The sequence below is a fragment of the Pseudoxanthomonas putridarboris genome (assembly GCF_038321125.1).
Classification (GTDB): Bacteria; Pseudomonadota; Gammaproteobacteria; order Xanthomonadales; family Xanthomonadaceae; genus Pseudoxanthomonas_A; species Pseudoxanthomonas_A putridarboris.
The window spans coordinates 148,589-168,884 of the sequence record NZ_JBBWWT010000005.1; the positions used below are offsets into that span (position 1 = coordinate 148,589).

22 protein-coding genes and 1 pseudogene are annotated in these 20,296 nt (G+C 65.2%); 17 read left to right on the forward strand and 6 right to left on the reverse strand.

The features are described from left to right. A complete protein-coding gene (locus AAD027_RS12400; protein ID WP_341726327.1) occupies window positions 1-738 on the reverse strand; it encodes a metallophosphoesterase family protein in 738 nt (245 codons plus the stop codon). 160 nt (window positions 739-898) lie between these two features. Beyond that, window positions 899-1,876, reverse strand: a complete 978-nt coding sequence (locus AAD027_RS12405; protein WP_341726328.1) for a LysR substrate-binding domain-containing protein — start codon at window positions 1,874-1,876, stop codon at window positions 899-901. Between the two features lie 129 nt (window positions 1,877-2,005). On the opposite strand from AAD027_RS12405, the gene AAD027_RS12410 reads away from it, so the two are divergent. Together AAD027_RS12410 and AAD027_RS12415 are read left to right on the forward strand one after the other, a co-directional pair. After that, window positions 2,006-2,884, forward strand: a complete 879-nt coding sequence (locus AAD027_RS12410; protein WP_341726481.1) for a DMT family transporter — start codon at window positions 2,006-2,008, stop codon at window positions 2,882-2,884. Between the two features lie 189 nt (window positions 2,885-3,073). Continuing rightward, entirely contained in the window at window positions 3,074-3,286 is a 213-nt protein-coding gene (locus tag AAD027_RS12415) for a cyclase (protein WP_341726329.1), read from the forward strand. 196 nt (window positions 3,287-3,482) lie between these two features. Here the strand turns inward: AAD027_RS12415 and AAD027_RS12420 are convergent, their stop codons facing one another. Further along, window positions 3,483-4,400 carry a peptidylprolyl isomerase gene (locus AAD027_RS12420; RefSeq protein WP_425605453.1) on the reverse strand — a complete coding sequence of 306 codons (918 nt, stop codon included), beginning with the start codon at window positions 4,398-4,400 and terminating at the stop codon, window positions 3,483-3,485. Between the two features lie 128 nt (window positions 4,401-4,528). On the opposite strand from AAD027_RS12420, the gene AAD027_RS12425 reads away from it, so the two are divergent. The 7 genes from AAD027_RS12425 (at window position 4,529) to AAD027_RS12455 (ending at window position 10,299) form a co-directional block, all read left to right on the forward strand. Beyond that, complete coding sequence (locus tag AAD027_RS12425) at window positions 4,529-5,095, forward strand: TetR/AcrR family transcriptional regulator (protein WP_341726330.1); 567 nt, start codon at window positions 4,529-4,531, stop codon at window positions 5,093-5,095. Window positions 5,096-5,172: 77 nt separating this feature from the next. Then, complete coding sequence (locus AAD027_RS12430; RefSeq protein ID WP_341726331.1) at window positions 5,173-6,048, forward strand: SDR family NAD(P)-dependent oxidoreductase; 876 nt, start codon at window positions 5,173-5,175, stop codon at window positions 6,046-6,048. Beyond that, window positions 6,045-7,004 (forward strand): SDR family oxidoreductase, encoded by a 960-nt coding sequence (locus tag AAD027_RS12435; RefSeq protein WP_341726332.1) that lies wholly within the window; start codon window positions 6,045-6,047, stop codon window positions 7,002-7,004. The genes AAD027_RS12430 and AAD027_RS12435 overlap by 4 nt, the downstream gene beginning before the upstream one ends. Further along, window positions 7,001-7,672 (forward strand): NAD(P)H-binding protein, encoded by a 672-nt coding sequence (locus AAD027_RS12440; protein WP_341726333.1) that lies wholly within the window; start codon window positions 7,001-7,003, stop codon window positions 7,670-7,672. The genes AAD027_RS12435 and AAD027_RS12440 overlap by 4 nt, the downstream gene beginning before the upstream one ends. Continuing rightward, window positions 7,665-8,906: an MBL fold metallo-hydrolase gene (locus tag AAD027_RS12445; protein ID WP_341726334.1), complete on the forward strand. Its 1,242-nt coding sequence runs from the start codon at window positions 7,665-7,667 to the stop codon at window positions 8,904-8,906. The genes AAD027_RS12440 and AAD027_RS12445 overlap by 8 nt, the downstream gene beginning before the upstream one ends. A 104-nt stretch (window positions 8,907-9,010) precedes the next feature. Next, a complete protein-coding gene (locus tag AAD027_RS12450) occupies window positions 9,011-9,376 on the forward strand; it encodes a PadR family transcriptional regulator (RefSeq protein WP_341726335.1) in 366 nt (121 codons plus the stop codon). Next, window positions 9,373-10,299, forward strand: a complete 927-nt coding sequence (locus tag AAD027_RS12455; protein WP_341726336.1) for a sensor domain-containing protein — start codon at window positions 9,373-9,375, stop codon at window positions 10,297-10,299. The genes AAD027_RS12450 and AAD027_RS12455 overlap by 4 nt, the downstream gene beginning before the upstream one ends. A 131-nt stretch (window positions 10,300-10,430) precedes the next feature. On the opposite strand, the gene AAD027_RS12460 is transcribed toward AAD027_RS12455, so the two are convergent. Together AAD027_RS12460 and AAD027_RS12465 are read right to left on the reverse strand one after the other, a co-directional pair. After that, complete coding sequence (locus tag AAD027_RS12460) at window positions 10,431-11,678, reverse strand: polyhydroxyalkanoate depolymerase (RefSeq protein WP_341726337.1); 1,248 nt, start codon at window positions 11,676-11,678, stop codon at window positions 10,431-10,433. 104 nt (window positions 11,679-11,782) lie between these two features. Next, on the reverse strand, window positions 11,783-12,376 hold the full coding sequence (locus AAD027_RS12465; protein ID WP_341726338.1) for a class I SAM-dependent DNA methyltransferase: 594 nt from the start codon (window positions 12,374-12,376) through the stop codon (window positions 11,783-11,785). Window positions 12,377-12,526: 150 nt separating this feature from the next. On the opposite strand from AAD027_RS12465, the gene AAD027_RS12470 reads away from it, so the two are divergent. After that, on the forward strand, window positions 12,527-12,958 hold the full coding sequence (locus tag AAD027_RS12470) for a CopD family protein (protein WP_341726339.1): 432 nt from the start codon (window positions 12,527-12,529) through the stop codon (window positions 12,956-12,958). Window positions 12,959-13,284: 326 nt separating this feature from the next. Here the strand turns inward: AAD027_RS12470 and AAD027_RS12475 are convergent, their stop codons facing one another. Next, a complete protein-coding gene (locus AAD027_RS12475) occupies window positions 13,285-13,665 on the reverse strand; it encodes a helix-turn-helix transcriptional regulator (protein ID WP_341726340.1) in 381 nt (126 codons plus the stop codon). A 319-nt stretch (window positions 13,666-13,984) separates the two neighbouring features. Between AAD027_RS12475 and AAD027_RS12480 the strand changes: the two genes are divergently transcribed. The 7 genes and pseudogenes from AAD027_RS12480 (at window position 13,985) to AAD027_RS12510 (ending at window position 20,164) form a co-directional block, all read left to right on the forward strand. Continuing rightward, window positions 13,985-15,250: an HlyD family secretion protein gene (locus AAD027_RS12480; RefSeq protein WP_341726341.1), complete on the forward strand. Its 1,266-nt coding sequence runs from the start codon at window positions 13,985-13,987 to the stop codon at window positions 15,248-15,250. 94 nt (window positions 15,251-15,344) lie between these two features. Further along, a complete protein-coding gene (locus tag AAD027_RS12485; protein WP_341726342.1) occupies window positions 15,345-15,545 on the forward strand; it encodes a hypothetical protein in 201 nt (66 codons plus the stop codon). Between the two features lie 58 nt (window positions 15,546-15,603). Beyond that, window positions 15,604-16,230, forward strand: coding sequence for a CPBP family glutamic-type intramembrane protease (locus AAD027_RS12490; protein ID WP_341726343.1), 627 nt, complete (start codon window positions 15,604-15,606; stop codon window positions 16,228-16,230). 107 nt (window positions 16,231-16,337) lie between these two features. Then, window positions 16,338-16,862 (forward strand): annotated as a pseudogene (locus AAD027_RS12495) (beta-barrel domain-containing protein); the annotation flags it as partial. 81 nt (window positions 16,863-16,943) lie between these two features. Beyond that, a complete protein-coding gene (locus AAD027_RS12500; RefSeq protein ID WP_341726344.1) occupies window positions 16,944-17,096 on the forward strand; it encodes a class IIb bacteriocin, lactobin A/cerein 7B family in 153 nt (50 codons plus the stop codon). An 88-nt stretch (window positions 17,097-17,184) separates the two neighbouring features. Further along, complete coding sequence (locus AAD027_RS12505) at window positions 17,185-17,901, forward strand: hypothetical protein (RefSeq protein WP_341726345.1); 717 nt, start codon at window positions 17,185-17,187, stop codon at window positions 17,899-17,901. A gap of 160 nt (window positions 17,902-18,061) precedes the next feature. Beyond that, window positions 18,062-20,164, forward strand: a complete 2,103-nt coding sequence (locus AAD027_RS12510) for a peptidase domain-containing ABC transporter (protein WP_341726346.1) — start codon at window positions 18,062-18,064, stop codon at window positions 20,162-20,164. Window positions 20,165-20,296: the final 132 nt, after the last annotated feature.

A 20,296-nucleotide genomic window follows, 5' to 3' on the forward strand; every position in this document is an offset into this window, starting at 1 on the left:
TCATGTCCCCGTCAGCAGGCGTTGCGCGAAGGCGTCGGGCAGGCTGGCCGCGCGGATCTTCGCGGCGGCGCGTTCGTGGTCGTAGGGCACGCGCAGGAAACAGAGCTGGCCGTTGGCGGTATCCAGCCACGCGCACGCGGCGGCGGGATTGCCATCGCGCGGTTGGCCGCAGGCGCCGGGGATCGCCAGCCAGCGGCGGCTGGTCGCCAGCGGGATGGGCACGCCGGGTTGCGGCTGGAACAAGGCCGCGTCGCCCGGTTGCGAGAAATACAGGGCGGGGTCGTGCACGTGGCCGCAGAAGGTCAGCCAGGCCGTCGTGGCCGACAGGCTGTGCGTGGCGGCCAGCCGGCTGGCGACGTAGCTCCAGCCTGCCGGATCCCAGGCATTGGCATGCACGTAGAGGCGGTCCTCTTCCTCGACCTGCAACGGTAGGGCTGCCAGGAAGGCCTGTTGCGAGGCGTCCAGCTGCGTGCGCGTCCAATCGATGGCGGCCAGGGCCTGCTCGTGCATGCGGTCGCCAGGGTGGGCGATGGCCTGGTCGTGGTTGCCCAGCACCGCGACCGCGCCGTCGCGGACATGCGTTCGCACGATATCCACCACCCAGCCCGGATCGGCGCCATAGCCCACCAGGTCGCCGAGGAATACCCAGTGCGTGCAGTCCGCGCGCACCAACGCGGACAGGCAGGCTTCCACCGCCTCCCGGTTCGCGTGCAGGTCCGCCAGCAGTCCGATCCGCATGTGCCTCCTCCCGCCGCCATGCTAGGCGGGGTGGTACGAGCATGCCATTGGGCCAAAGTCGTGCGCGGGCGGCGTAGGAAATCCACATGGGAGCGACGTCAGTCGCGACCGTGCGCCTTGGCTGACCTGCAGGTGGGCATGGATAGAGTTTGTGAGTGTTTCACCCGCGCGATGCGCGCCGCTTGCCGGAGGCGACCGGTTTCCCGTTCTCGCTCCCGGCCCGGCCCGGCAGGTCGTTCGGCAGCGGCGTGCGTTCGTCGCGCGCCTCTTCCTTCAGCCAGTCGATGAATACCTGCGCGGCGGCGCTGGGCGGACGATGCGCCGGGTGCACGGCGTAGTAGGAGAAGCGCGCCTTCAGCGCCGGTCCGGGCAGGCGCACCAGTTCGTAGCGTTGCAGGTAGGGTTGCGCCACCAGCTTGCGGGCCAGCGCCGCGCCCACGCCGTAGACGGCCGCGCGCATCGCGTCGGTGCTGTCGTTGAAGCTGTGCATCTGCGGCAGGCGCAGCCCGCGCACGCCGGCGGCGCGGAACCAGTCGCGCCAGCCCTGCAACGCCAGGTCGGTGACCAGCGGCAGCTGCGCGATCTGGCGCGGTTCCTGCACGGCATCGATGCCGGGCAGGGCCGGCGAGGCGACCGGGAAGAGTTCGTCGTCCATCAGGTGGTGCGCGGTCAGGCCCGGCCAGTGGCCCGGACCGTGGCGGATGCCCAGTTCGGGACCGTCGTCGTCGAAGCGCGTCAGCGCGATGCCGGTATCGACGTGCAGGCGGACGTGCGGATGGCGCGCGCAGAAGCGCGGCAGGCGCGGCAGCAGCCAGCAGTAGGCCAGCGAGTGCAGGGTGGTGATGCGCAGCGCCATGATCCTGCCCCCCGCATGCCGCAGGTGGGTGGCGACCGCTTCGATGTCGCCCAGCGCGGCGTTGGCCGCGTCGGCCAGTTGCCGGCCTTCGGCAGTGAGCTTCACGCCGCGCGCATGGCGCTGGAACAACACCACGCCCAGCAGCGATTCCAACCGCCGCACGTGGTGGCTGACGGCGCTGGCGGTGAGGTGCAATTCTTCCGCCGCGTGGGCGAAATTCTGGTGCCGCGCGGCGGCGGCGAACACGCCCAGGGCGGGCAGCAGGGCAGGGCGCAGGTTCATGTCGCTCGCTCAGTCACAAGCCAGATTTGTGGCTTGCGACGATTGTATGCGCTTGTGCAGCCGGCGAGGGCAGGGAAAATGGACCCAGACGCGAACGGGAGCGGTGGCATGGCGGGAGAAACGGGCACGATGGCGGAGGCGCTGCCGCAGGCGGCCGGGCGCGACTGGCGCACCCCGTTGGAACTGCTGGCGCTGGGCGCGATCTGGGGCAGCTCGTTCCTGTTCATGCGCATCGCCGCCAATCCGTTCGGTCCGTTCGCGCTGGTGGAAGTGCGGCTCGCGCTGGGCGCGCTGATCCTGCTGCCGTTCCTGTGGCGCGAGCGTGCGCATTTCCGCGCCGGCATGTGGCCCAGGCTGGCCGTCATCGGCGCGATCAATTCGGCCATCCCGTTCCTGCTGTTCGCGTGGGCGGCGCAGCGTTCGCCCGCGGCCATCGGCGCGATCTGCAACGCGATGACGGTGCTGTTCGCCGCGCTGGTGGGCTTCCTGTTCTTCGGTCAGAAGATCGGCCTGCGCCGCTCGTTGGCCTTGCTCGTGGGCTTCGTCGGCGTGGTGGTGCTGGCGACCAGCAAGGCGGGCGGATTGAGCCTGGGCGGCGCGGTGCTGGCCGGTTCCACCGCGGCATTGCTCTACGGCGTCGGCGTGAACCTGGTGCGCAAGCACCTGGGTGGCATCCCGCCCGCGGCGGCGGCCGCCGCCACCTTGAGTTGCGCGGCGTTGCTGGTATTGCCGTTCGCGGCCACGCACTGGCCGGCCGCCGCCATCGGCGCGGGCGCATGGGCCAGCGCCATCGCCATCGGCGTGCTGTGCACCGGCTATGCCTTCCTGTTGTTCTATCGCCTGATCCATCGTGTCGGTGCCGCCCGTGCATCCACGGTGACCTACCTGGTGCCGTTGTTCGGCGCAGGCTTTGCCTGGCTGTTCCTGGGCGAACCGGTCACGCCGGCGATGCTGGCCGCTGGCGTGCTGATCCTGGGCAGCGTGGCGGTCAGCCAGCGCGCGGCGTGATGGCTGCCGTAGGAGCGGCTTCAGCCGCGACCGCGGTTACGGGCAGTCATTGCAATGCGGATCAAACGGATATACGCCGATAAAGCTTCTTTACAGGTTTTATCCGCGTTTATCCGTGCGATCCGTGGCAAAGGTTCTTTCTTTTTCCGCGGTCGCGGCTGAAGCCGCTCCTACAGGAGAGTTTTCGAGGTGACGATGCAGAAGCGCGTGGTGTTCGATTTCGAGATCGACTTCAGCAACGGCGGCGGCCTGCAGGGCCAGGATTTCCGCCTGGACATCGATGGCGACGACATCGGCGACGAGGCGCTGGCGGACTACATCGTCCACGACATGCGCCTGCTGATGGTGGGCAGCGTGCGCATACGCAACAAGCGCATCATCGCGGAAGCGCACAAGCGGTGATGAGAGTGGCCTACTAGCCACGCTGTAGGAGCGACGTCAGTCGCGACCGTGGCGCATCGGATGGCTTCTGCCGCGGATCGCGCGGATGAACGCGGATGCCGCCATCAAGCCCTATCCGTGTTGATCCGCGTGATCCGTGGCCAATGGTTCTTTGTTTCCGCGGTCGCGACTGACGTCGCTCCTACAACGTGTGCTGTCAGTGCTTCGCTTCGCGCACCGGCAGCGGCACGTTGCACAGGTCGATGTGGCCGGCGGGCCGCACATACCAATCGTCGCGACGGTTGCGGCGCGCTTCGGTGGCGTCGGCGAAGGTCCTGGAGTCCGTGCGCAGGACCTGCAGCGGCGTGCGTTCGCTTTCCGGGACTTCGCTGGCCAGGCGGATGGCGATGATCGGCGTGCGCTCTTCCGGTTTCTCGTAGAAACCCATCGGCTCCGGCCCGCGCGGGATGGCGCTCAGTAGTTCCATGCCCTTCACCACGCGGCCGACCAGGGTGATGTTGCGGTCCAGTTGGCGTGGCGACTGGCCGGTGACCACGTACAGCTCGCTGCCGTTGCTGCTGTCGGGCGGGCCGCCGCGGCCGGCGCCGAGCGCGCCGTAGCAGTGCGCCAGCCAGGCTTCGCCGGTGGCGGGGTCGCGCGCGGCGGGGAAGCCGTCCACGAAGCCGACCTCCGGCGCCCAGCCATCGACGTCCGGCAGGCGGGTGAAGGCCGGCCCGTCGGCCTTGCGGGCGAATTCCGCCGGCAGCTCGGTCTTCGCGCTGCCCAGCGATTTGGCCTTGGCGGCGTCCTCGGCATCGGCATCGGCATCGCCGAACTGCACCACGAAGTTGTCCTGCGAGCGATAGATGCCCAGGCCGTCCCAGAAGCCCTCGCGCGCCAGCGTACGGATGTTGGCCACGTGCTCCGGGGCGAAGCCGGGCGCCAGTTCGATCACCACGCGGCCGGCCTGCAGATCCATGTACAGCGTGTTGGCCGGATCCAGCGTGCGCCAGTCGGCGGCCGGGGAGGCGTCCAGGATTTCCTTGGCGCTGGGGTGCCTGGGCGGTTCCTCCGCCATGGCGGACGCAAGAGGGGTGACCAGCAGGCAGGCGGACAGCAGGTGGCTGAGGCGCATCGTTCGGCATCCGGGAAAGGGAACCCGATTCTTGCCGACCCGGGGCGCGCAGACAAACCGACGAACGGTCTTGCAATCCGTCGCGGCATAATTATGATTGAGCAATCACTCATTATTGAGGCCCCGCCGTGGCGCGTCCCCGCAGCGAAGACAAGCGCAACGCCATCCTGGCCGCCGCCACGAAAGTGATCGCGGAGCAGGGCACCAGCGCGCCGACGGCGCGGATCGCCAGGGAGGCCGGCGTGGCCGAAGGGACGCTGTTCACCTACTTCGGCGACAAGGACGAACTGCTGAACCAGCTCTACCGCGAACTGAAGGGCAGCCTGGGCCTGGCCATGCTGGAAGACTATCCGCGCGGCGCCGACGCGAAGGCGCGGGCGCACCATGTCTGGGCGCGCTATGTGGCCTGGGGCGTCGCGCATCCGCAGGACCGGCTGGCGATGCGGCAACTGGGCGTCTCCGAGCGCATCGCCCCGGAGACGCGCGCCGCCGTCACGGCGACGTTCGTCGAGGTCAATGCGCTGCTGCATGAAATAGCCGGCACCGACAGCGAGGAGACGCTCGCGTTCAAGGCATCGCTGCTGGGCGCGATGGCCGAGGCCACGATGGATTTCATCGCCGCGCATCCGCGCAAGCGCAGGTCCTTCAGCGATACCGGCTTCGCCGCCTTCTGGCGGACGCTGCACTCCGGTTGAGTTTTTTTTTCTCCTTTTTAATGAGTGATTGATCGCTCAATAAAAAAGGGTGTTTCCACATGCAAAGGAGCATTCCCATGAGCAAGACCTGGCTGATCACCGGCGCCTCCCGTGGCCTGGGGCGCCGCATCGCGCTGGCGGCACTGGCGCGCGGACACCGCGTGGCCGCCACTGCGCGCGATCCGGGCGCGTTGTCCGACGTGGTGGCGCGCTACGGCACCGCCGTGCGCGCGATCGCGCTGGACGTGGACGACCCCGGCGCCGCCGTGCGCGCGGTGGACGAAACCCTGGCGGCGTTCGGCCGCCTGGACGTGCTGGTGAACAACGCCGGCTATGGACACACCGCACCGTTCGAACAGATGGCGCCGGAGGATTTCGACGCGCAGTTCCGCACCAATTTCCTGGGCGTGGTGAACGTGACCCGCGCCGTGCTGCCGCACCTGCGCGCGCAGCGCGGCGGCCACGTCTTCCAGGTATCGTCGGTGGGCGGGCGCACGTCCACGCCCGGCCTGTCGGCCTACCAGGCGGCGAAGTGGGCGGTGGGCGGCTTCAGCGACGTGCTGGCCAAGGAAGTGGCGCACTTGGGCATCCGCGTCTGCACGCTGGAGCCGGGCGGCATGAGGACCGAATGGGGACACGAGGCGCGACGCGGCCTGGCCGACCTGATGCCGGACTACGAGCCTTCGGTCGGCCGGACGCTGGAATTGCTCGGCGCCTACGTCGGCCACGAGATCGGCGATCCCATGCGCATCGCCGACCTGATCGTGGAGCTGTCCGATCGCGACGACCTGCCGCTGCGCCTGCTGCTGGGCGGCGATGCGCTGTACGTGTGCACGCAGTCCGAGGCGCAGCGCGACGCCGAACGCGAGGCATGGCGCGACGCCACGCTGTCCACGCATTTCCCCGGTGCGCAGCTTCCGCAGGGCCTGGATGCCCTGAAGGGGCTGAAATGAGCTGGAATGCCTCGGATATTCCCGACCAGCGCGGCCGCCTGGCGGTCGTCACCGGCGCGACCGGCGGGATCGGCTACGAGACCGCGCTGGCCCTGGCCGGCGCGGGCGCGGAGGTGGTGCTGGCCGGCCGCAGCGATGCGAAGGGCGACGTGGCGCTGCGCGGCATCCTTGCACGCCACCCGCGCGCGCAGGTCCGGTACATGCACCTGGACCTGTGCAGCCTGGCATCGGTGCGCGCCTTCGCCGAACGCTTCGCCGATGCGCATGGACGCCTCGACCTGCTGGTCAACAACGCCGGCGTGATGACGCCGCCGACGCGGCAGGAAACGGAAGACGGCTTCGAACTCCAGTTCGGCAGCAACTACCTGGCGCACTTCGCCCTGACCGCGCGGCTGCTGCCGTTGTTGCGCAACGGCTCGCGGCCGCGCGTGGTCAGCGTCGCCAGCGGCGCCCATCGCCTGCAGGCGGCGATCCATTTCGAGGACCTGCAATGGCAGCGCGGTTACATGCCGTGGCCCGCGTACGCGCAGTCGAAACTGGCGATGCTGCTGTTCGCGTTCGAACTGCAGCGGCGTGGCGACCGCTACGGCTGGGGGCTGCTGAGCAACGCCGCGCATCCGGGTTTCGCGCGCACCGGTCTGCAGAGCGCCGGCGCGGACCTCGGACGCATCGGCGACCGCACCACCCTCAACGAGCGGATGACCCGGTGGATGGCGCCCTGGGCGTCGCAGTCGGCGGCCGAGGGCGCGCTGCCGACGCTGTTCGCCGCGACCTCGCCGCAGGCGAAACCGGCCGGTTACTACGGCCCGCAACGGATGTTCGAGATGAAAGGGCCCGTAGGCGAGGCCACGATCGGCCGCCGTGCGCGGGACGAGGAAGTCGCCGCGCGGCTGTGGAAGGTTTCCGCAGAACTGGCCGGCGTGCGCTGGCCCCTGGACAAGGAGGCGCAGCCGTGAGGGTGATCCTGTTCGGCGCCACCGGCATGGTCGGCCAGGGCGTGTTGCGCGAGTGCCTGCTGGCCGACGACGTGGCGCAGGTGCTGGTGGTCGGCCGCACGCCTTCCGGCGTCAACCATCCCAAGCTGCGCGAGATCGTGCAGGCGGACCTGTTCGAGTACGGCGCGGTGGAGGAACAACTGCGCGACTACGACGCCTGCTTCTTCACCCTGGGCGTGTCGGCGGGCGGCATGGACGAGGCGGGCTACACCCGCATCACCCATGACCTGACGTTGTCCGCCGCCCACGTGCTGGTGCGGCTCAACCCGGCGATGACCTTCGTCTACGTGTCCGGCGCGGGCACCGACGACAGCGAACGCGGTCGCGCGATGTGGGCGCGGGTGAAAGGCCGCACCGAGAACGCATTGAAGCGATTGCCGTTCAAGGCGGTTTACCTGCTGCGGCCCGGTGCGATCCAGCCGCTGCACGGTGCGCGCTCCAGCACGCGCGCCTATCGCTGGCTCTACACGGCGATGGCGCCAGTCCTGCCGCTGCTGCGGCGCTGGTTCCCGCACAGCCTGGCCACCACCGAGACGATGGGGAAGGCGATGCTGGCGCTGGCGCGGCACGGCTGGCCGGAATCCGTTCTGGCGGCCCGCGACATCGAAGAGGCCTCACGCCATGGATGATCCACGCGGTCCCGTTTCCCGCAATGCCGGCCGGCGATGGGTGCGGCGTGGCGCCGTGCTGATCGTCGCGCTGGCCGTCGCGGGCATCGTGGCCACGTTGCTGGGCAGTTGCGCTTCGTTCGGCGGCAAGCCCGATGCCGCGCAACAGGCGCGCATCGAGGATTCGCCGCAATGGCACGATGGCCGTTTCCACAACGCGGAGCCGATATGGAACGACACCGGCAGCGCCTTGCGGCGTTCGTTCGCGTCCACGCCGGGCAGCGCGCCCGACACGCCGGTGCCGGTGGTGGCCCATGATGGCCGGGTCTTCGCCACGCCGCCGGCGAGCGGACTGCGCTTCACCTGGTTCGGCCACTCCTCGATGCTGCTGGAAGTCGATGGCGCCCGCGTGTTGATCGACCCGGTCTGGAGCCGTCGTCCATCGCCGGTCGCATGGCTGGGACCGGCGCGCTGGTACGCGCCGCCGCTGGCGCTGGAAGACCTGCCCGCGATCGACGCGGTGCTGATCTCGCACGATCACTACGACCATCTGGACCGGGAAACGGTGGAAGCGCTGGATGCGCGACGCGTGCGCTTCGTCGTGCCCCTGGGCGTCGGCGCGCACCTGCGCGCCTGGGGCATCCCGGCCGCGCGCATCCACGAACTCGATTGGTGGGAGTCGGTCCGCATCGGCGCGCTCGACATCACCGCCACGCCGGCCCGGCATGCCTCCGGGCGCATCAACCCGGAAAGCAACGCCACGCTATGGGCGGGCTTCGCGATCGCCGGCCCGGTGCATCGCGCGTGGTACTCCGGCGACACCGGCTTCCATTCCAGCCTGGACCGAATCGGCGAACGGCTCGGTCCGTTCGACCTGACCCTGATCGAGGCGGGGCAATACGACGCCGACTGGCCGGACTGGCACCTGGGTCCGGAACTGGCGGTGGAAGCGCATCGCCGCGTGCGGGGCGAGGTGATGGTTCCCGTGCACTGGGCACTGTTCAAGCTGGCGCACCACGGCTGGACGGAGCCGGCCGAGCGCGTGCTGGCCGCGGCGGCCTGCCGGGGCGTGGATACCCGCATACCGCGGCCCGGCCAGAGCATCGAGCCCGCGCGGGAGCGGACCACGCGCTGGTGGCCCGACATGCCGTGGCAATCCGCCGCCGAGCATTCCGTGGTGGCGACGCTCGCCGGTGATCCAGCGCAGCGGGTCGGGATACCGGACTGCCGACTGGTGGCACGTCCGGCGGGATGATTCGCCGGAGGTGCGGACGGGGGGTGACTACTGGCACATTCGCTATATCAAACTTCGCAATAGCATCGTCTCCAACCTAGCGGTAGACCCGCACGGGAGGAGCCATGAGCGATTTCGACGCACAATTGAAGAAGTTCCAGAAGGAACTCAGTGCCGGCACCGTGTCGCTGGCGCTGCTGGCCGTGCTGGCGCGCGCCGGGGAGCCGCTGTACGGCTACCTGATCGCCAAGCAACTGGAGCGCGTGGGCGAGGGCGTGCTGAGCGGCAAGCAGAGCGCCCTGTATCCGGTACTGCGCAACCTGGAAGGCGGCGGGTTGCTGGACAGCTTCGTCGAGCCTTCCGTCGCCGGGCCGCCTCGGCGCTACTACCGCATCACGCAGATGGGTCGGCAGACCCTGCAGACCTGGGCCGCCGCCTGGCGCGCCACCCGCGATTCCGTTGATTCCGTCTTGGAGGGGATACCCGCATGAACACCACCACATCCACCGGCTGGCGCCTGCCCACCACCATCCCCGAGTACCTGGAGCAGTTGCGCGCGGCGCTGAGCGGCGCGGACAAGGCGATGATCCAGGACGCCCTGTACGACGCGGAGGAATACCTGCGCGCCGAACTGGCCGAACAGGCGGGCAAAAGCGAGGCCGAGGTCATCGCCTCGGTCGCCGGCAGTTATGGCGCGCCGGAAGAAGTGGCCGGGATCTACCGCGAAACCGAGGTGACGGTGAACCGCGCGTTGCGCGCGCCGGCACCGCCGAAACGCAAATCGCTGGCGGGTCGTTTCTTCGGCGTGGCCGCGGATCCGTATACCTACGGTGCGCTGTTCTACATGCTGTTGTCGCTGGCCACCGGCATGTTCTATTTCACCTGGGTGGTGACCGGCGCCAGCCTGTCGGCCGGCTTGCTGATCCTGATCATCGGCATCCCGCTGCTGTTGCTGTTCCTGATGTCGGTGCGCGTACTGTCGCTGGTGGAAGGCCGCATCGTGGAAGTGCTGCTGGGCGAGCGCATGCCGCGCCGTCCGCTGTACACGCAGCGCGACAAGCCCTGGCTGACGCGGCTCAAGGAACTGTTCACCGATGGCCGCACCTGGACGGCGATGGGCTACATGCTGCTGCTGATGCCATTGGGCATCGCCTACTTCACGGTCGTGGTGACCTTGCTGGCCATTTCCCTGTCGCTGGTCTTCGTTCCGCTGGCCGGCCTGTTCCAGTATCCCGGCTACAGCCTGTACATCGACGGCGTGGATATGGGCGCGGGCAACGCATGGTGGTTGTTCCCGCTGCTGGCGGCGCTTGGCGTCGTGCTGCTGTTCGCCACCCTGCACCTGGCCCGCGCCGTCGGCCGGTTCCATGGTTGGCTGGCCAAGCATCTGCTGGTGCGCACCCCGGTGGTGTGACGCCATGCTGTGGGAGCGACGTGAGTCGCGAACGAAGAAGCCGCCCATCGGGCGGCTTCTTCGTGGTGATGAGGTTGGCACATGACATGTGTCATCGTCGCGACTGACGTCGCTCCCACAAGTGCGATGGGTCAGCCCGCGTACCTGGCGATGAAGTCGCGCACCTGCGGATAGACTTTCTCGCGCCAGCGGCGGCCGCTGAAGATGCCGTAGTGGCCGGCGCCTTCCACGGTGATGTGCTTGTGGTGCGCCTTGGCGATGCCGGTGCACAGGTCGTGCGCGGCGGCAGTCTGGCCCAGGCCGGAGATGTCGTCCAGCTCGCCCTCGATGGAGAGCAGGGCGGTCTTCTTGATCGCGGCCGGCTGCACCAGTTCGCCGTCGATCTTCCACTTGCCGCGCGGCAGCAGGAATTCCTGGAATACGGTGTGGATGGTGTCCAGGTAGTACTCCGCCGGCATGTCCAGCACGGCGTTGTATTCGTCGTAGAACTTGCGGTGCGATTCGGCGTCCTGAAGGTCGCCCTTCACCAGGTCGGCGTAGAAATCCCAGTGCGACATGAAGTGGCGGCTGGGGTTCATGGCGATGAAGCCGGCGTGCTGCAGGAAGCCCGGATACACCTTGCGGCCCTCGCCCGGGTAGGACTGCGGCACGGTGTGGATCACGTTGTTCTCGAACCACGACAGCGGGTTACGCGTGGCCAGGCTGTTGACCTCGGTGGGGCTGCGGCGCGCATCGATCGGCCCGCCCATCATCACCAGCGAACGCGGCGTGGCTTCGCCGCGCGCGGCCATCAGCGAGACGGCGGCCAGCACCGGCACGGTCGGCTGGCAGACACTGATGACGTGCAGTTTCTCGGCGCCGATGTGGCGGATGAACTCCTCCACGTAGGCCACGTAGTCGTCCAGGCCGAAGACGCCCTCGGAGGTCGGCACCATGCGCGCGTCCACCCAGTCGGTGACGTACACCTTGTGGTCGACGAGCAGGGTGCGCACGGTGTCGCGCAGCAGCGTGGCATGGTGGCCGGACAGCGGCGCGACCACCAGCACGACCGGGTCGTCCTTCAACGCAGCGATGCTTTCGGCGTCGTCGGTGTAGCGCTTGAAGCGCAGCAGGCGGCAGAACGGTTTCTTCAGCACTTCCTGTTCGACCACCGGCACGGTGTGGCCGTTGGTCTGCACTTCGTGGATCTCCCACGCCGGTTTTTCGTAGTCCTTGCCGATGCGGTAGATCAGCTCGTTGCCGGCGGCGATGCGCTCGGCGCCGGGCACGTTGGACAGCCAACTGCTGGGCGTGGAGAAGATGCGCGCGTTCGCTTCGGCCATGTAGGCCAGCGGCGCCATCCAAGCGCGTCCGAGTTCGTGCAGTTGGTACAAGGTCATGGCCGGTCTGATCCCACTTTTGGTGCATGGTGCTGCGGCGCAGCATACCGCAAAGGCGTGATGGCCGCGTGTGCCTGTTCAGTTAGCGGACAAGGCGGACGGGATCAATCGAACGACTCCAGCGCGGCCGTATCGCCCGCCAGGACAGGGCCCAGCCAGCAATGGTCGCCTATTGGTTGCAGGCCATGGCCCTGGAATTGCCGCCGGTACCATGCCGACGAACGGGACTGGAAGCCAGCCTGGTCGCCCTCGAATTCGTCTTCCTTCGTGAAGGTTTCCAGGAACGCGACGCCACCGCACAGTTCCGCCAGCCCCGGCAGCCCCCGGCGCAGCTCGCGCGTGGGCAGGTAGTGCAGCACGTCCGCGCACACCAGCAGGTCGACCGGCGCGCACGGGCGCAGGTACTGGAAATCCTCGAAGCGCGCGTAGTGCAGGTTGCGCGTGCGGCCGTAGCGCTTGATCGCATATTCGCTGCTGTCGAAGCCCAGGTAGTGCAGCCTGGGCCGCAGCTTCAACAGCGGCGCACGCCACGCGCCTTCGCCGCAGCCGATGTCCAGGACGGTGCGGACGGGGCGCTCCAGGTGGTATTCGGCCACCGCCACCGCCAGCGCCATCTTGCGCGCCAGCCGCGCTGCGCCGCCGATGTCGCCACGGCGGTACCAACGTTGGAAATAGGCGGCATCGTAGTGCTTGTTCATGGGTGTAGGAGAAATCGATTGGGAGAGGAATGGAGGTGCATTCGCGGAACTCCTTCTCCCGCACGCCGGGAGAAGGTGCCCGAAGGGCGGATGAGGGGCAAGCCGTCCCCGGGTATCCTGTACGCATCTTCTCCGTCGCGGATCGCCAGCATGGACAAAGCCAGTCTCTATCCCTGGGTCAAGACCTTCCACCTCGTGTTCGTTATCGCATGGATGGCAACGGTGTTCTACCTGCCGCGCATCCTGGTCAACCTGGCCGAGACCCAGGGCCAGGCCGACGTGCAACTGCGGCTGGTGCTGATGGGACGCAAGCTGTACCGCTTCGGCCACAACATGTTCGGCATCGCGATGATCCTGGGCGTGGTGCTGTGGTTGTACTTCGGCATCGCCGGCGGCTGGCTGCACGCCAAGCTGACGCTGGTGGTGCTGATGCTGGCGCACTTCATCATCGCCGGGCGCTGGCTGAAGGGCGTGGAGAAGGGCAGGCCGCTGCCGTCCTCATTCAAGCTGCGCGTGTTCAATGAAGCGCCGGTGTTCCTGCTGATCGCCGTGGTGTGGCTGGTGCTGGCCAAGCCGTTCTGAAATCCAGACCACCCTGCCTGCAGGAGCGCCCTTGGGCGCGATGCTCTTCGCTGGCCGTTCGACGATCAAAGGCATCGCGGGCATGGCCCGCTCCTACAAACGCATGCGTAGGGTGCGCCCTGGCGCACCGCTCCTCTTCCGCCGGTCGACCATGATGAGTTGGTCGAGCGTGGTGGTGCGCCGGGGCGCACCCTACGAAGTGACGCGCTGCGCACGGCACGCGGTGCGTGCGGTCATTCCTTCTCGAAATCCACCAGCTTCGGCAGTTCCACCGGCACGCCGTGCAGCGTGGTCGCATGCGTCCATCGTGAACCTTTGTGCGCGTTTCAGCGGCTCGCCTTATGACGGGTCATCAGGTCTGCCTCGAGTTGCAAGACGAAGCGTTGCCGTCTTGCGGCAGACATTCGCCGGAAAGCCGCCAGCAGGCGGCGCTCATCGGCATCGTGGACCATCTCCGCCTCCACGGCGGGAATATCTTCCTGGTCCTTGGCCGACGACAGCATGGGCCCACGTCCGGTCGCCAGCCACTCGTAGGTAACACCGGTCACCTCGGCCAGTTTCGCGAGCCGGGAAGAAGCCGGCAACGCACCGTCCGTACACTCCCAGTTGGCCACGGCGCCGCGCGTCACGCCGAGTTCGAGCGCCAGCTGTTCCTGCGACAGTCGTACCTGCTGGCGTGCAATGCGGATGCGCAACGCTAGTTTCATGCAGGCTCATCCGATGAGAACGGATGACAAAACTAGCGACGGAAGACCTGCAAGGCAAGTCACATTTGTATGCAAGCAATATTGGCATCAATCCGTACAGAATCGCTTGCACACGATCGCAAGCGATTGAAGCGAAAGGCGCTTGTTAATGTGATTGCAAGCAAAACCTGCGCGCTGTGAAGCGACGCCCCTTGCGGCTGTCCCGGTCCATGGGCAAGGATCGACAACAGACAGGGCAATGCCCTGTTGCGCAGATCGGTTTTCGGCACCCGCGAGCTTGGAGGCTCAGGGTTCTGCCCAGCAAGGAATCGCAGTCCGGATGTCGCAGTCGTTGTTTCGTCAGGAAGTCCTCGATGCCAAGCGTGGCAACTGGTTGGGCGGCATTTCGCTGGCACAACCGGTGCGGCTGTGGGTGTTGACGCTGGTGGCGATGGCTGCCGCCAGCGCAATCGTCCTGTTCGTCACGTTGGGCACCTACACCCGTCGTTCCACAGTGACCGGGCAACTGGTTCCCACGCGGGGGTTGGCTACGGTGCTGGCGCCGGCGACGGGCGTGGTCGAAAGGCTGGATGTACCGGAAGGCGGGCAGGTGGCGGCCGGTGCATCGTTGGTGCTGGTGACGGTGCCGCGCGCCACGGTAGCCAGTGGCGACACCCTGGCGGCCCTGGAGCAGCGCCTGCAGCAGCGGCAGGATGGCTTGCAGAACGTGCAACAGGCGCAACAAAGGCAATTGCAGGCGCAGGCACATGGTGTGGCCGCGCAACTGGCGGTGGCACGGCGTGAACTGGCACAGATCGAATCGGAAGTCGCCACGCGCCAGGACCAGATCCGCATCGCCAACGAAACGCTGGAACGCCTGCGCAGGCTGGAAGACGGGCAGTACGTCAGCGTGTTGCAGATCAAACAGCAGGAAGCCGGCGTGCTCGACTACACCGGGCAGATGCAGTCGCTGCAACGGCAGGCCATCGGCACACGCCGGCTGATCGCGCAACTGCAGCAGGCCATGCAGGAGTTGCCGGGACAGCAGCAAGCCACGGACGCGAGCTACCAAGGCGAGTTGGCGCAACTGGAACAGGAACGGGTGCAGACCCAGGCCAGCGGGGCGCTGGTGGTCAACGCTCCAGTGAGTGGCGTGGTGGCCACGCAGGTGGTCAAGCCGGGACAGGCGGTACAGGCCGGTCAGCCGCTGCTGAGCTTGTTGCCGGGCGATGGCCGTCTGGAAGCGGAACTGTTGGTACCCAGTCGTGCCATTGGTTTCATCGAACCAGGTGACAAGGTGTTGTTGCGCTATCAAGCCTATCCGTACCAGAAGTTCGGCCATCAGGAAGGACGTGTGGAGCGCATCAGTCGCAGTGCGTTGAGTGGCGGCGAACTAGGTGCGCTGATCGGCAACGCACAGCAGGGCGAGCCATTCTATCGCGTGACCGTGTCCTTGGCGCGGCAGGCCATCATGGCGTATGGGCGGCCGGAAGCATTGAAACCGGGAATGTTGCTGGATGCGGACATTCTGGGTGAGAAGCGACGGCTGATCGAGTGGATTTTCGAGCCTTTGTATTCGCTGAAGGGGAAGGTGGGTAGTGGGTGAAGTTCACTACTTTGCCGGAAGCATTGCCGGGATGATCCGGCCCCAGGGCGCAGGGGTTGCGTCAATGTAGTGTAAGCAAAAGGAGTGCTGTGAAATGAAAATATTGAGTTCGAATGAAATTGGCTTTGTCTGTGGTGGCGGAGCTGGGGATATTAAGATTACGCTTGGAGATGGAACCCCAGTTAAAGTTGAGGGTTTTCTATCTGACTATGCAGATGCTGCCGTTAAGTACTCCAAGGTGGCTCCACTTAGTGGTATTGGTTTGATTGGTTTGGCTATCAGGGTGCTCGGCTAAATAGGCGCTAAGTCCCAGGCGGGCTGGGATGTCTAGCTCGCTTGGGATGGCGTACTCAGTGAAAGAATATCTGAGAAAAAAAGGTATAGATGAGAGGTCGGCGATGCTTATTGCGGGCATCGTTGCTACCGTGCTGGCAGGGATATTGATAGCGGTGGGGAGATCCTTGGGGGCGGAATTTTCGAAGCCAGTAGTTGAATTGACCTTGTTCGCAATACTTGTGTTTTACTTTCCAGAACGAGATAGGAAGTCGTGGGGGATATCATCGTTATTTTTATCTCTGATGATTGGAATTTTCCTTGGTCTGACATGGATTGTTCTTTTCGGTTATCCGAAATTGGATAGTACTGAGTTCAGGAGCTTAGCGGATTTTTCTTTTTCTACTTTGCTGTATGGCTTCTCGGCCTCCTTCATTACGGCCCCGCTATTTGAGGAGAAAGTAGTTCGTCACTTGCTCCTCGAAGGGCTGGGGAAGCTGCACGCAATTGTGGCTTCACTGCTCGTTTCATGTGTGTTTGCGTTAGTGCATGTGGGTTCGGTAATTTGGGCTTTTTTAGCATCAATGCTGCTCTGCTTTTCGGCTTTATGCTTAAAGATGACAAGCGCGCAAAGGGCGATTAGTCATGGGGTATGCAATCTCTTGATAGCGGCTTGGTACTACACCAATGCCTACGGAATTAGGTAATGTTGAAGCATGCGTTCCGTTCTTTTGTTGATCGCGCAGCTGCAGCAGGTCATACGGTGCTACCGGATCAGTAGTAGATCATGGACGCGAGCTATCAAGGTGAGTTGGCGCAACTGGAACAGGAGCGTGTGCAGACCCAGGCCAGCGGTGCGCTGGTGGTCAACGCTCCAGTGAGTGGCGTGGTGGCCACGCAGGTGGTCAAGCCGGGACAGGCGGTACAGGCCGGTCAGCCGCTGCTGAGCTTGTTGCCGGGCGATGGCCGTCTGGAAGCGGAACTGTTGGTACCCAGTCGTGCCATTGGTTTCATCGAACCAGGTGACAAGGTGTTGTTGCGCTATCAAGCCTATCCGTACCAGAAGTTCGGCCATCAGGAAGGACGTGTGGAGCGCATCAGTCGCAGTGCGTTGAGCGGCGGCGAACTAGGTGCGCTGATCGGCAACGCACAGCAGGGCGAACCGTTCTATCGGGTGACTGTGTCGCTGGCGCGGCAGGCCATCACGGCGTATGGGCGGCCGGAAGCATTGAAGCCGGGAATGTTGCTGGATGCGGACATTCTGGGTGAGAGGCGCCGGCTGATCGAGTGGATTTTCGAGCCGTTGTATTCGATTGGCGGAAAGCTCGCTCAGGATTGAGGAGAAGACAACTGAATTGCCGGGAGTATCCTCGGCATCCGCGACGCAGGGAAGCTGCGTCAACAACCAAGGAGTAGTTGCATGCGTAATCTCGCTGTTGCCGAAATCGAGCAAGTTGAAGGTGGAATTATCCCTGTGCTGATCGTTGTTGCCGCTGCCGCGCTGCTGGGTGGGTGCGCTACCACGCCTGAACGAAATGAAGAGGACCGCAGCGAAGTAGTGGGTGACGAGTAGAAACAGTAACTCAGTCACTGACGGCGGACCGGCACTCCTTGCAGGTGCCGGTCCGCCTGTTGATGCATGGATCTCGGGGAGTATTTGATTGGATAAGTACAAGGGATTCTATTGGACGGCGTTGGCGTCGGCGTGCTTAGGCCTACTGGCGATGTTGGGTTTCGACAACAGGCTGAAGCTCCTGCTCTACATTTTGGGTTTGATCGGGCTCATCATGGCGGCATGGTTCGCACTTGGGTTCGTCGTGCGCGGTAGCAAGCCCGGACGTCCGTGGCTCCTGCTGGGTGGGCTGCTAGTGATTGTCGGCGGAGCAGGATTCGATGTTTGCGCGACGCTTATTCACTCTCCTGACCTTTCGCGCGAAGCGAACCCGGTAGCGAGAACTTTGCTTGCGAGTGGTTTGAACGCAAGCTCGGTCGTCGCAATTGGCGTCCTTGCCCAAGTCTTACTGGTAGCCATCTGCTGCTTTGTCTGGATGAACTTTGTGGCCAGGCTCGAGTGGTACAAAGTCGAAATTGCTAGAGACGATGGTAGACCCATCGCTACCAAGATGTTGGGAATATCCGGGCGTGGTTGGGGGGCTATTCTGGCGGGTAAGATCGATCCGCCGTTGTTTGTCAGCGGCATCGCTCCGGCAATCTTGGCTGTGTTTGCCTATCGCACCTATCTTGCTTTGGAATGGTTTGGAAGTGTGCCGATCTCGCGGCTGTTCGTGCCCTTGATGCTGTTGGCAATAGCGCTGTTGCTTCAGTGGGTTTGGTGCGTCTTTTGGGCAGGCCGAATCAGGGGGCGCTCCGTTGGATAGTACCGAATGATCGCGATCATTAGGGGCGAGGTCGAAGAATGCGGCATCGTGTTGATACCAGCTTGGTGCTACACCGATGCCTACGGAACTAGGCAGATTGAAGCGCAGGAGTGCGTGCGGATACTGGCCGGTGACGCACCGGTGATCAGGATTTGGTAGTATGAGGGTTATCAAGCAATCTGAGGCTGCCGAGTGTGGTCTGGCCTCGTTGGCAATGGTGGCCAATGCGCATGGAATGCGCATTGGGTTGTCTGAGCTGCGCCGCCGATTTCCGCAATCACTCAAGGGGGTGAGGCTCAATCAATTGATTGGTGTCGCCCAACGGCTGGGATTTTCTGTCCGCCCCCTACGCTTGGACATGGAAGATCTGGGCAAGCTCAAGCTCCCCTGTATCCTGCACTGGGACCTCAACCACTTTGTGGTACTGGTCAAGGCCGGCAAATCCAAGGTCACGATTCTTGACCCCGCGGTTGGAGAACGGAGGCTCTCCTACAGGGAAGTCTCAGACCATTTCACCGGTGTGGCGCTGGAACTGACGCCCACTGCCGAATTCAAACCTCAAAAAGCCGCGCCTGCCGTCACCGCACGGCAACTGACCGGGCCAGTGCTCGGTCTGTGGCGGGCGCTGGCACAGATCCTGCTGCTGTCAGTGGCCTTGCAGGTCTTCGTGGTGCTGGCGCCGTTCTACATGCAGTGGGTGGTGGACCAGGTGCTGGTGTCCGCCGACCGCGACCTGCTGACCGTGCTGGGTCTGGGCTTTGGCCTGGCGCTGCTGCTGCAGATCGGCATCAGTCTGCTGCGCGGCTGGTCGGTGGTCTACCTGTCGTCCCGGCTGGGCCTGCAATGGATGGGCAATGTGTTCGCCCATCTGCTCAAGCTGCCGCTGGACTACTTCGAGAAGCGCCATCTTGGCGACATCACGTCGCGCATGTCGTCGGTGCAGGCCATCCAGCGCACGCTGACCACCAGTTTCGTCGAAGCCCTCATCGATGGCTTGATGGCGGTGGTCACCCTGGGCCTGATGCTGTTCTACAGTTGGAAGTTGGCCCTGGTCACCCTGCTGGCCGTGGTTCTGTACCTGGGCATCCGCGCCATCGCCTACCGTCCGGTGCGCGACCGCACCGAGCAGCAGCTCGTCGCCGGGGCCAAACAGCAGACCCATCTGCTGGAGTCCCTGCGCGGCATGCAAAGCCTGAAGGTGGCTGGCGAGGAATCCCAGCGCCGCAGCACCTACGACAACCTGATGCACGACACCGTCAATCAGGAAGTGCGGCTGGCGCGTATGGGGCTGGGTTTCAACAGCGCCAGCCAACTGGTGTTCGGCGTCGAGCGTATCGCGGTGATCTGGATCGGCGCGGTGCTGGCGATGCAGAACGTGTTCTCAGTGGGCATGCTGATCGCCTATCTGGCCTACAAGGATCAGTTCGCCGGCCGGATGGCCGCGCTGATCGACAAGTGGGTGGAGTTCCGCGTACTGCGCCTGCACGGTGAGCGACTGGCCGATATCGTGCTGACGCCGCCGGAGGAGCAGGACGCCAGGCCCGAAGCACCACCGCCGACCGATACCCGCATCGAGGTGGAGGGCCTCTCGTTCCGCTACGCCGACGGTGAGCCGTGGGTGTTGAAGGATTGCAGCTTCACCATCGAGCCCGGCGAGGCGATTGCCATCATCGGTGCATCAGGTTGCGGCAAGACGACGCTGGTCAAGCTGCTGTTGGGGCTGTTGCCGCCCAGCGAAGGCATGATCCGCATCGGTGGTCATGACCTGCACAGGATCGGGCCGCGCAACGTCCGCACCATCGTCGGCGCGGTGATGCAGGACGACCAACTGTTCGCCGGCAGCGTGGCCGACAACATCAGTTTCTTCGATCCTGAAATGGATCAGGCCCGCATCGAAGCGGCTGCCAGGCTGGCTGCCGTGCATGACGAGATCGCCGCGATGCCGATGGGCTACCACAGCCTGATCGGCGACATGGGCAGTTCGCTGTCGGGGGGACAGAAGCAGCGCGTGATCCTGGCGCGGGCGCTGTATCGCAACCCCCGGTTGCTGTTCCTGGATGAAGCCACCAGTCACCTGGATGTGGCCAACGAACAGTTGGTCAATGCCGCCGTGCGGCAACTCAACGTGACCAAGGTCATCGTGGCACATCGCCCGGAAACCATTGCCAGTGCCGACCGTGTGCTGGTGATGGAGCAGGGGAGGATCGTGCAGGACATCAGGAACCAGCGGTCGTCGCCGGAAGCCGTTGCCGTACCGGCATGATCTGTAGGAGCGCCCCATGGGCGCGATGCTCTGCCTTACCATCCGGCAGAGCATCGCGGGCATGGCCCGCTCCTACAAGGGCGTGCGTAGGGTGCGCCCTGGCGCACCATCGCGATCATCCGTGTCGATCGA

Bases quoted from the DNA above. Each gene is read 5' to 3' on its own strand.
- AAD027_RS12470 (WP_341726339.1), top strand. From the start codon at position 12,527: ATGGACAAAGCCAGTCTCTATCCCTGGGTCAAGACCTTCCACCTCGTG.
- AAD027_RS12485 (WP_341726342.1), top strand. From the start codon at position 15,345: ATGAAAATATTGAGTTCGAATGAAATTGGCTTTGTCTGTGGTGGCGGA.
- AAD027_RS12450 (WP_341726335.1), top strand. From the start codon at position 9,011: ATGAGCGATTTCGACGCACAATTGAAGAAGTTCCAGAAGGAACTCAGT.
- AAD027_RS12480 (WP_341726341.1), top strand. From the start codon at position 13,985: ATGTCGCAGTCGTTGTTTCGTCAGGAAGTCCTCGATGCCAAGCGTGGC.
- AAD027_RS12475 (WP_341726340.1), bottom strand. From the start codon at position 13,665: ATGAAACTAGCGTTGCGCATCCGCATTGCACGCCAGCAGGTACGACTG.
- AAD027_RS12510 (WP_341726346.1), top strand. From the start codon at position 18,062: ATGAGGGTTATCAAGCAATCTGAGGCTGCCGAGTGTGGTCTGGCCTCG.
- AAD027_RS12420 (WP_425605453.1), bottom strand. From the start codon at position 4,400: ATGCGCCTCAGCCACCTGCTGTCCGCCTGCCTGCTGGTCACCCCTCTT.
- AAD027_RS12460 (WP_341726337.1), bottom strand. From the start codon at position 11,678: ATGACCTTGTACCAACTGCACGAACTCGGACGCGCTTGGATGGCGCCG.
- AAD027_RS12435 (WP_341726332.1), top strand. From the start codon at position 6,045: ATGAGCTGGAATGCCTCGGATATTCCCGACCAGCGCGGCCGCCTGGCG.
- AAD027_RS12400 (WP_341726327.1), bottom strand. From the start codon at position 738: ATGCGGATCGGACTGCTGGCGGACCTGCACGCGAACCGGGAGGCGGTG.
- AAD027_RS12500 (WP_341726344.1), top strand. From the start codon at position 16,944: ATGCGTAATCTCGCTGTTGCCGAAATCGAGCAAGTTGAAGGTGGAATT.
- AAD027_RS12410 (WP_341726481.1), top strand. From the start codon at position 2,006: ATGGCGGAGGCGCTGCCGCAGGCGGCCGGGCGCGACTGGCGCACCCCG.
- AAD027_RS12430 (WP_341726331.1), top strand. From the start codon at position 5,173: ATGAGCAAGACCTGGCTGATCACCGGCGCCTCCCGTGGCCTGGGGCGC.
- AAD027_RS12405 (WP_341726328.1), bottom strand. From the start codon at position 1,876: ATGAACCTGCGCCCTGCCCTGCTGCCCGCCCTGGGCGTGTTCGCCGCC.
- AAD027_RS12465 (WP_341726338.1), bottom strand. From the start codon at position 12,376: ATGAACAAGCACTACGATGCCGCCTATTTCCAACGTTGGTACCGCCGT.
- AAD027_RS12455 (WP_341726336.1), top strand. From the start codon at position 9,373: ATGAACACCACCACATCCACCGGCTGGCGCCTGCCCACCACCATCCCC.
- AAD027_RS12445 (WP_341726334.1), top strand. From the start codon at position 7,665: ATGGATGATCCACGCGGTCCCGTTTCCCGCAATGCCGGCCGGCGATGG.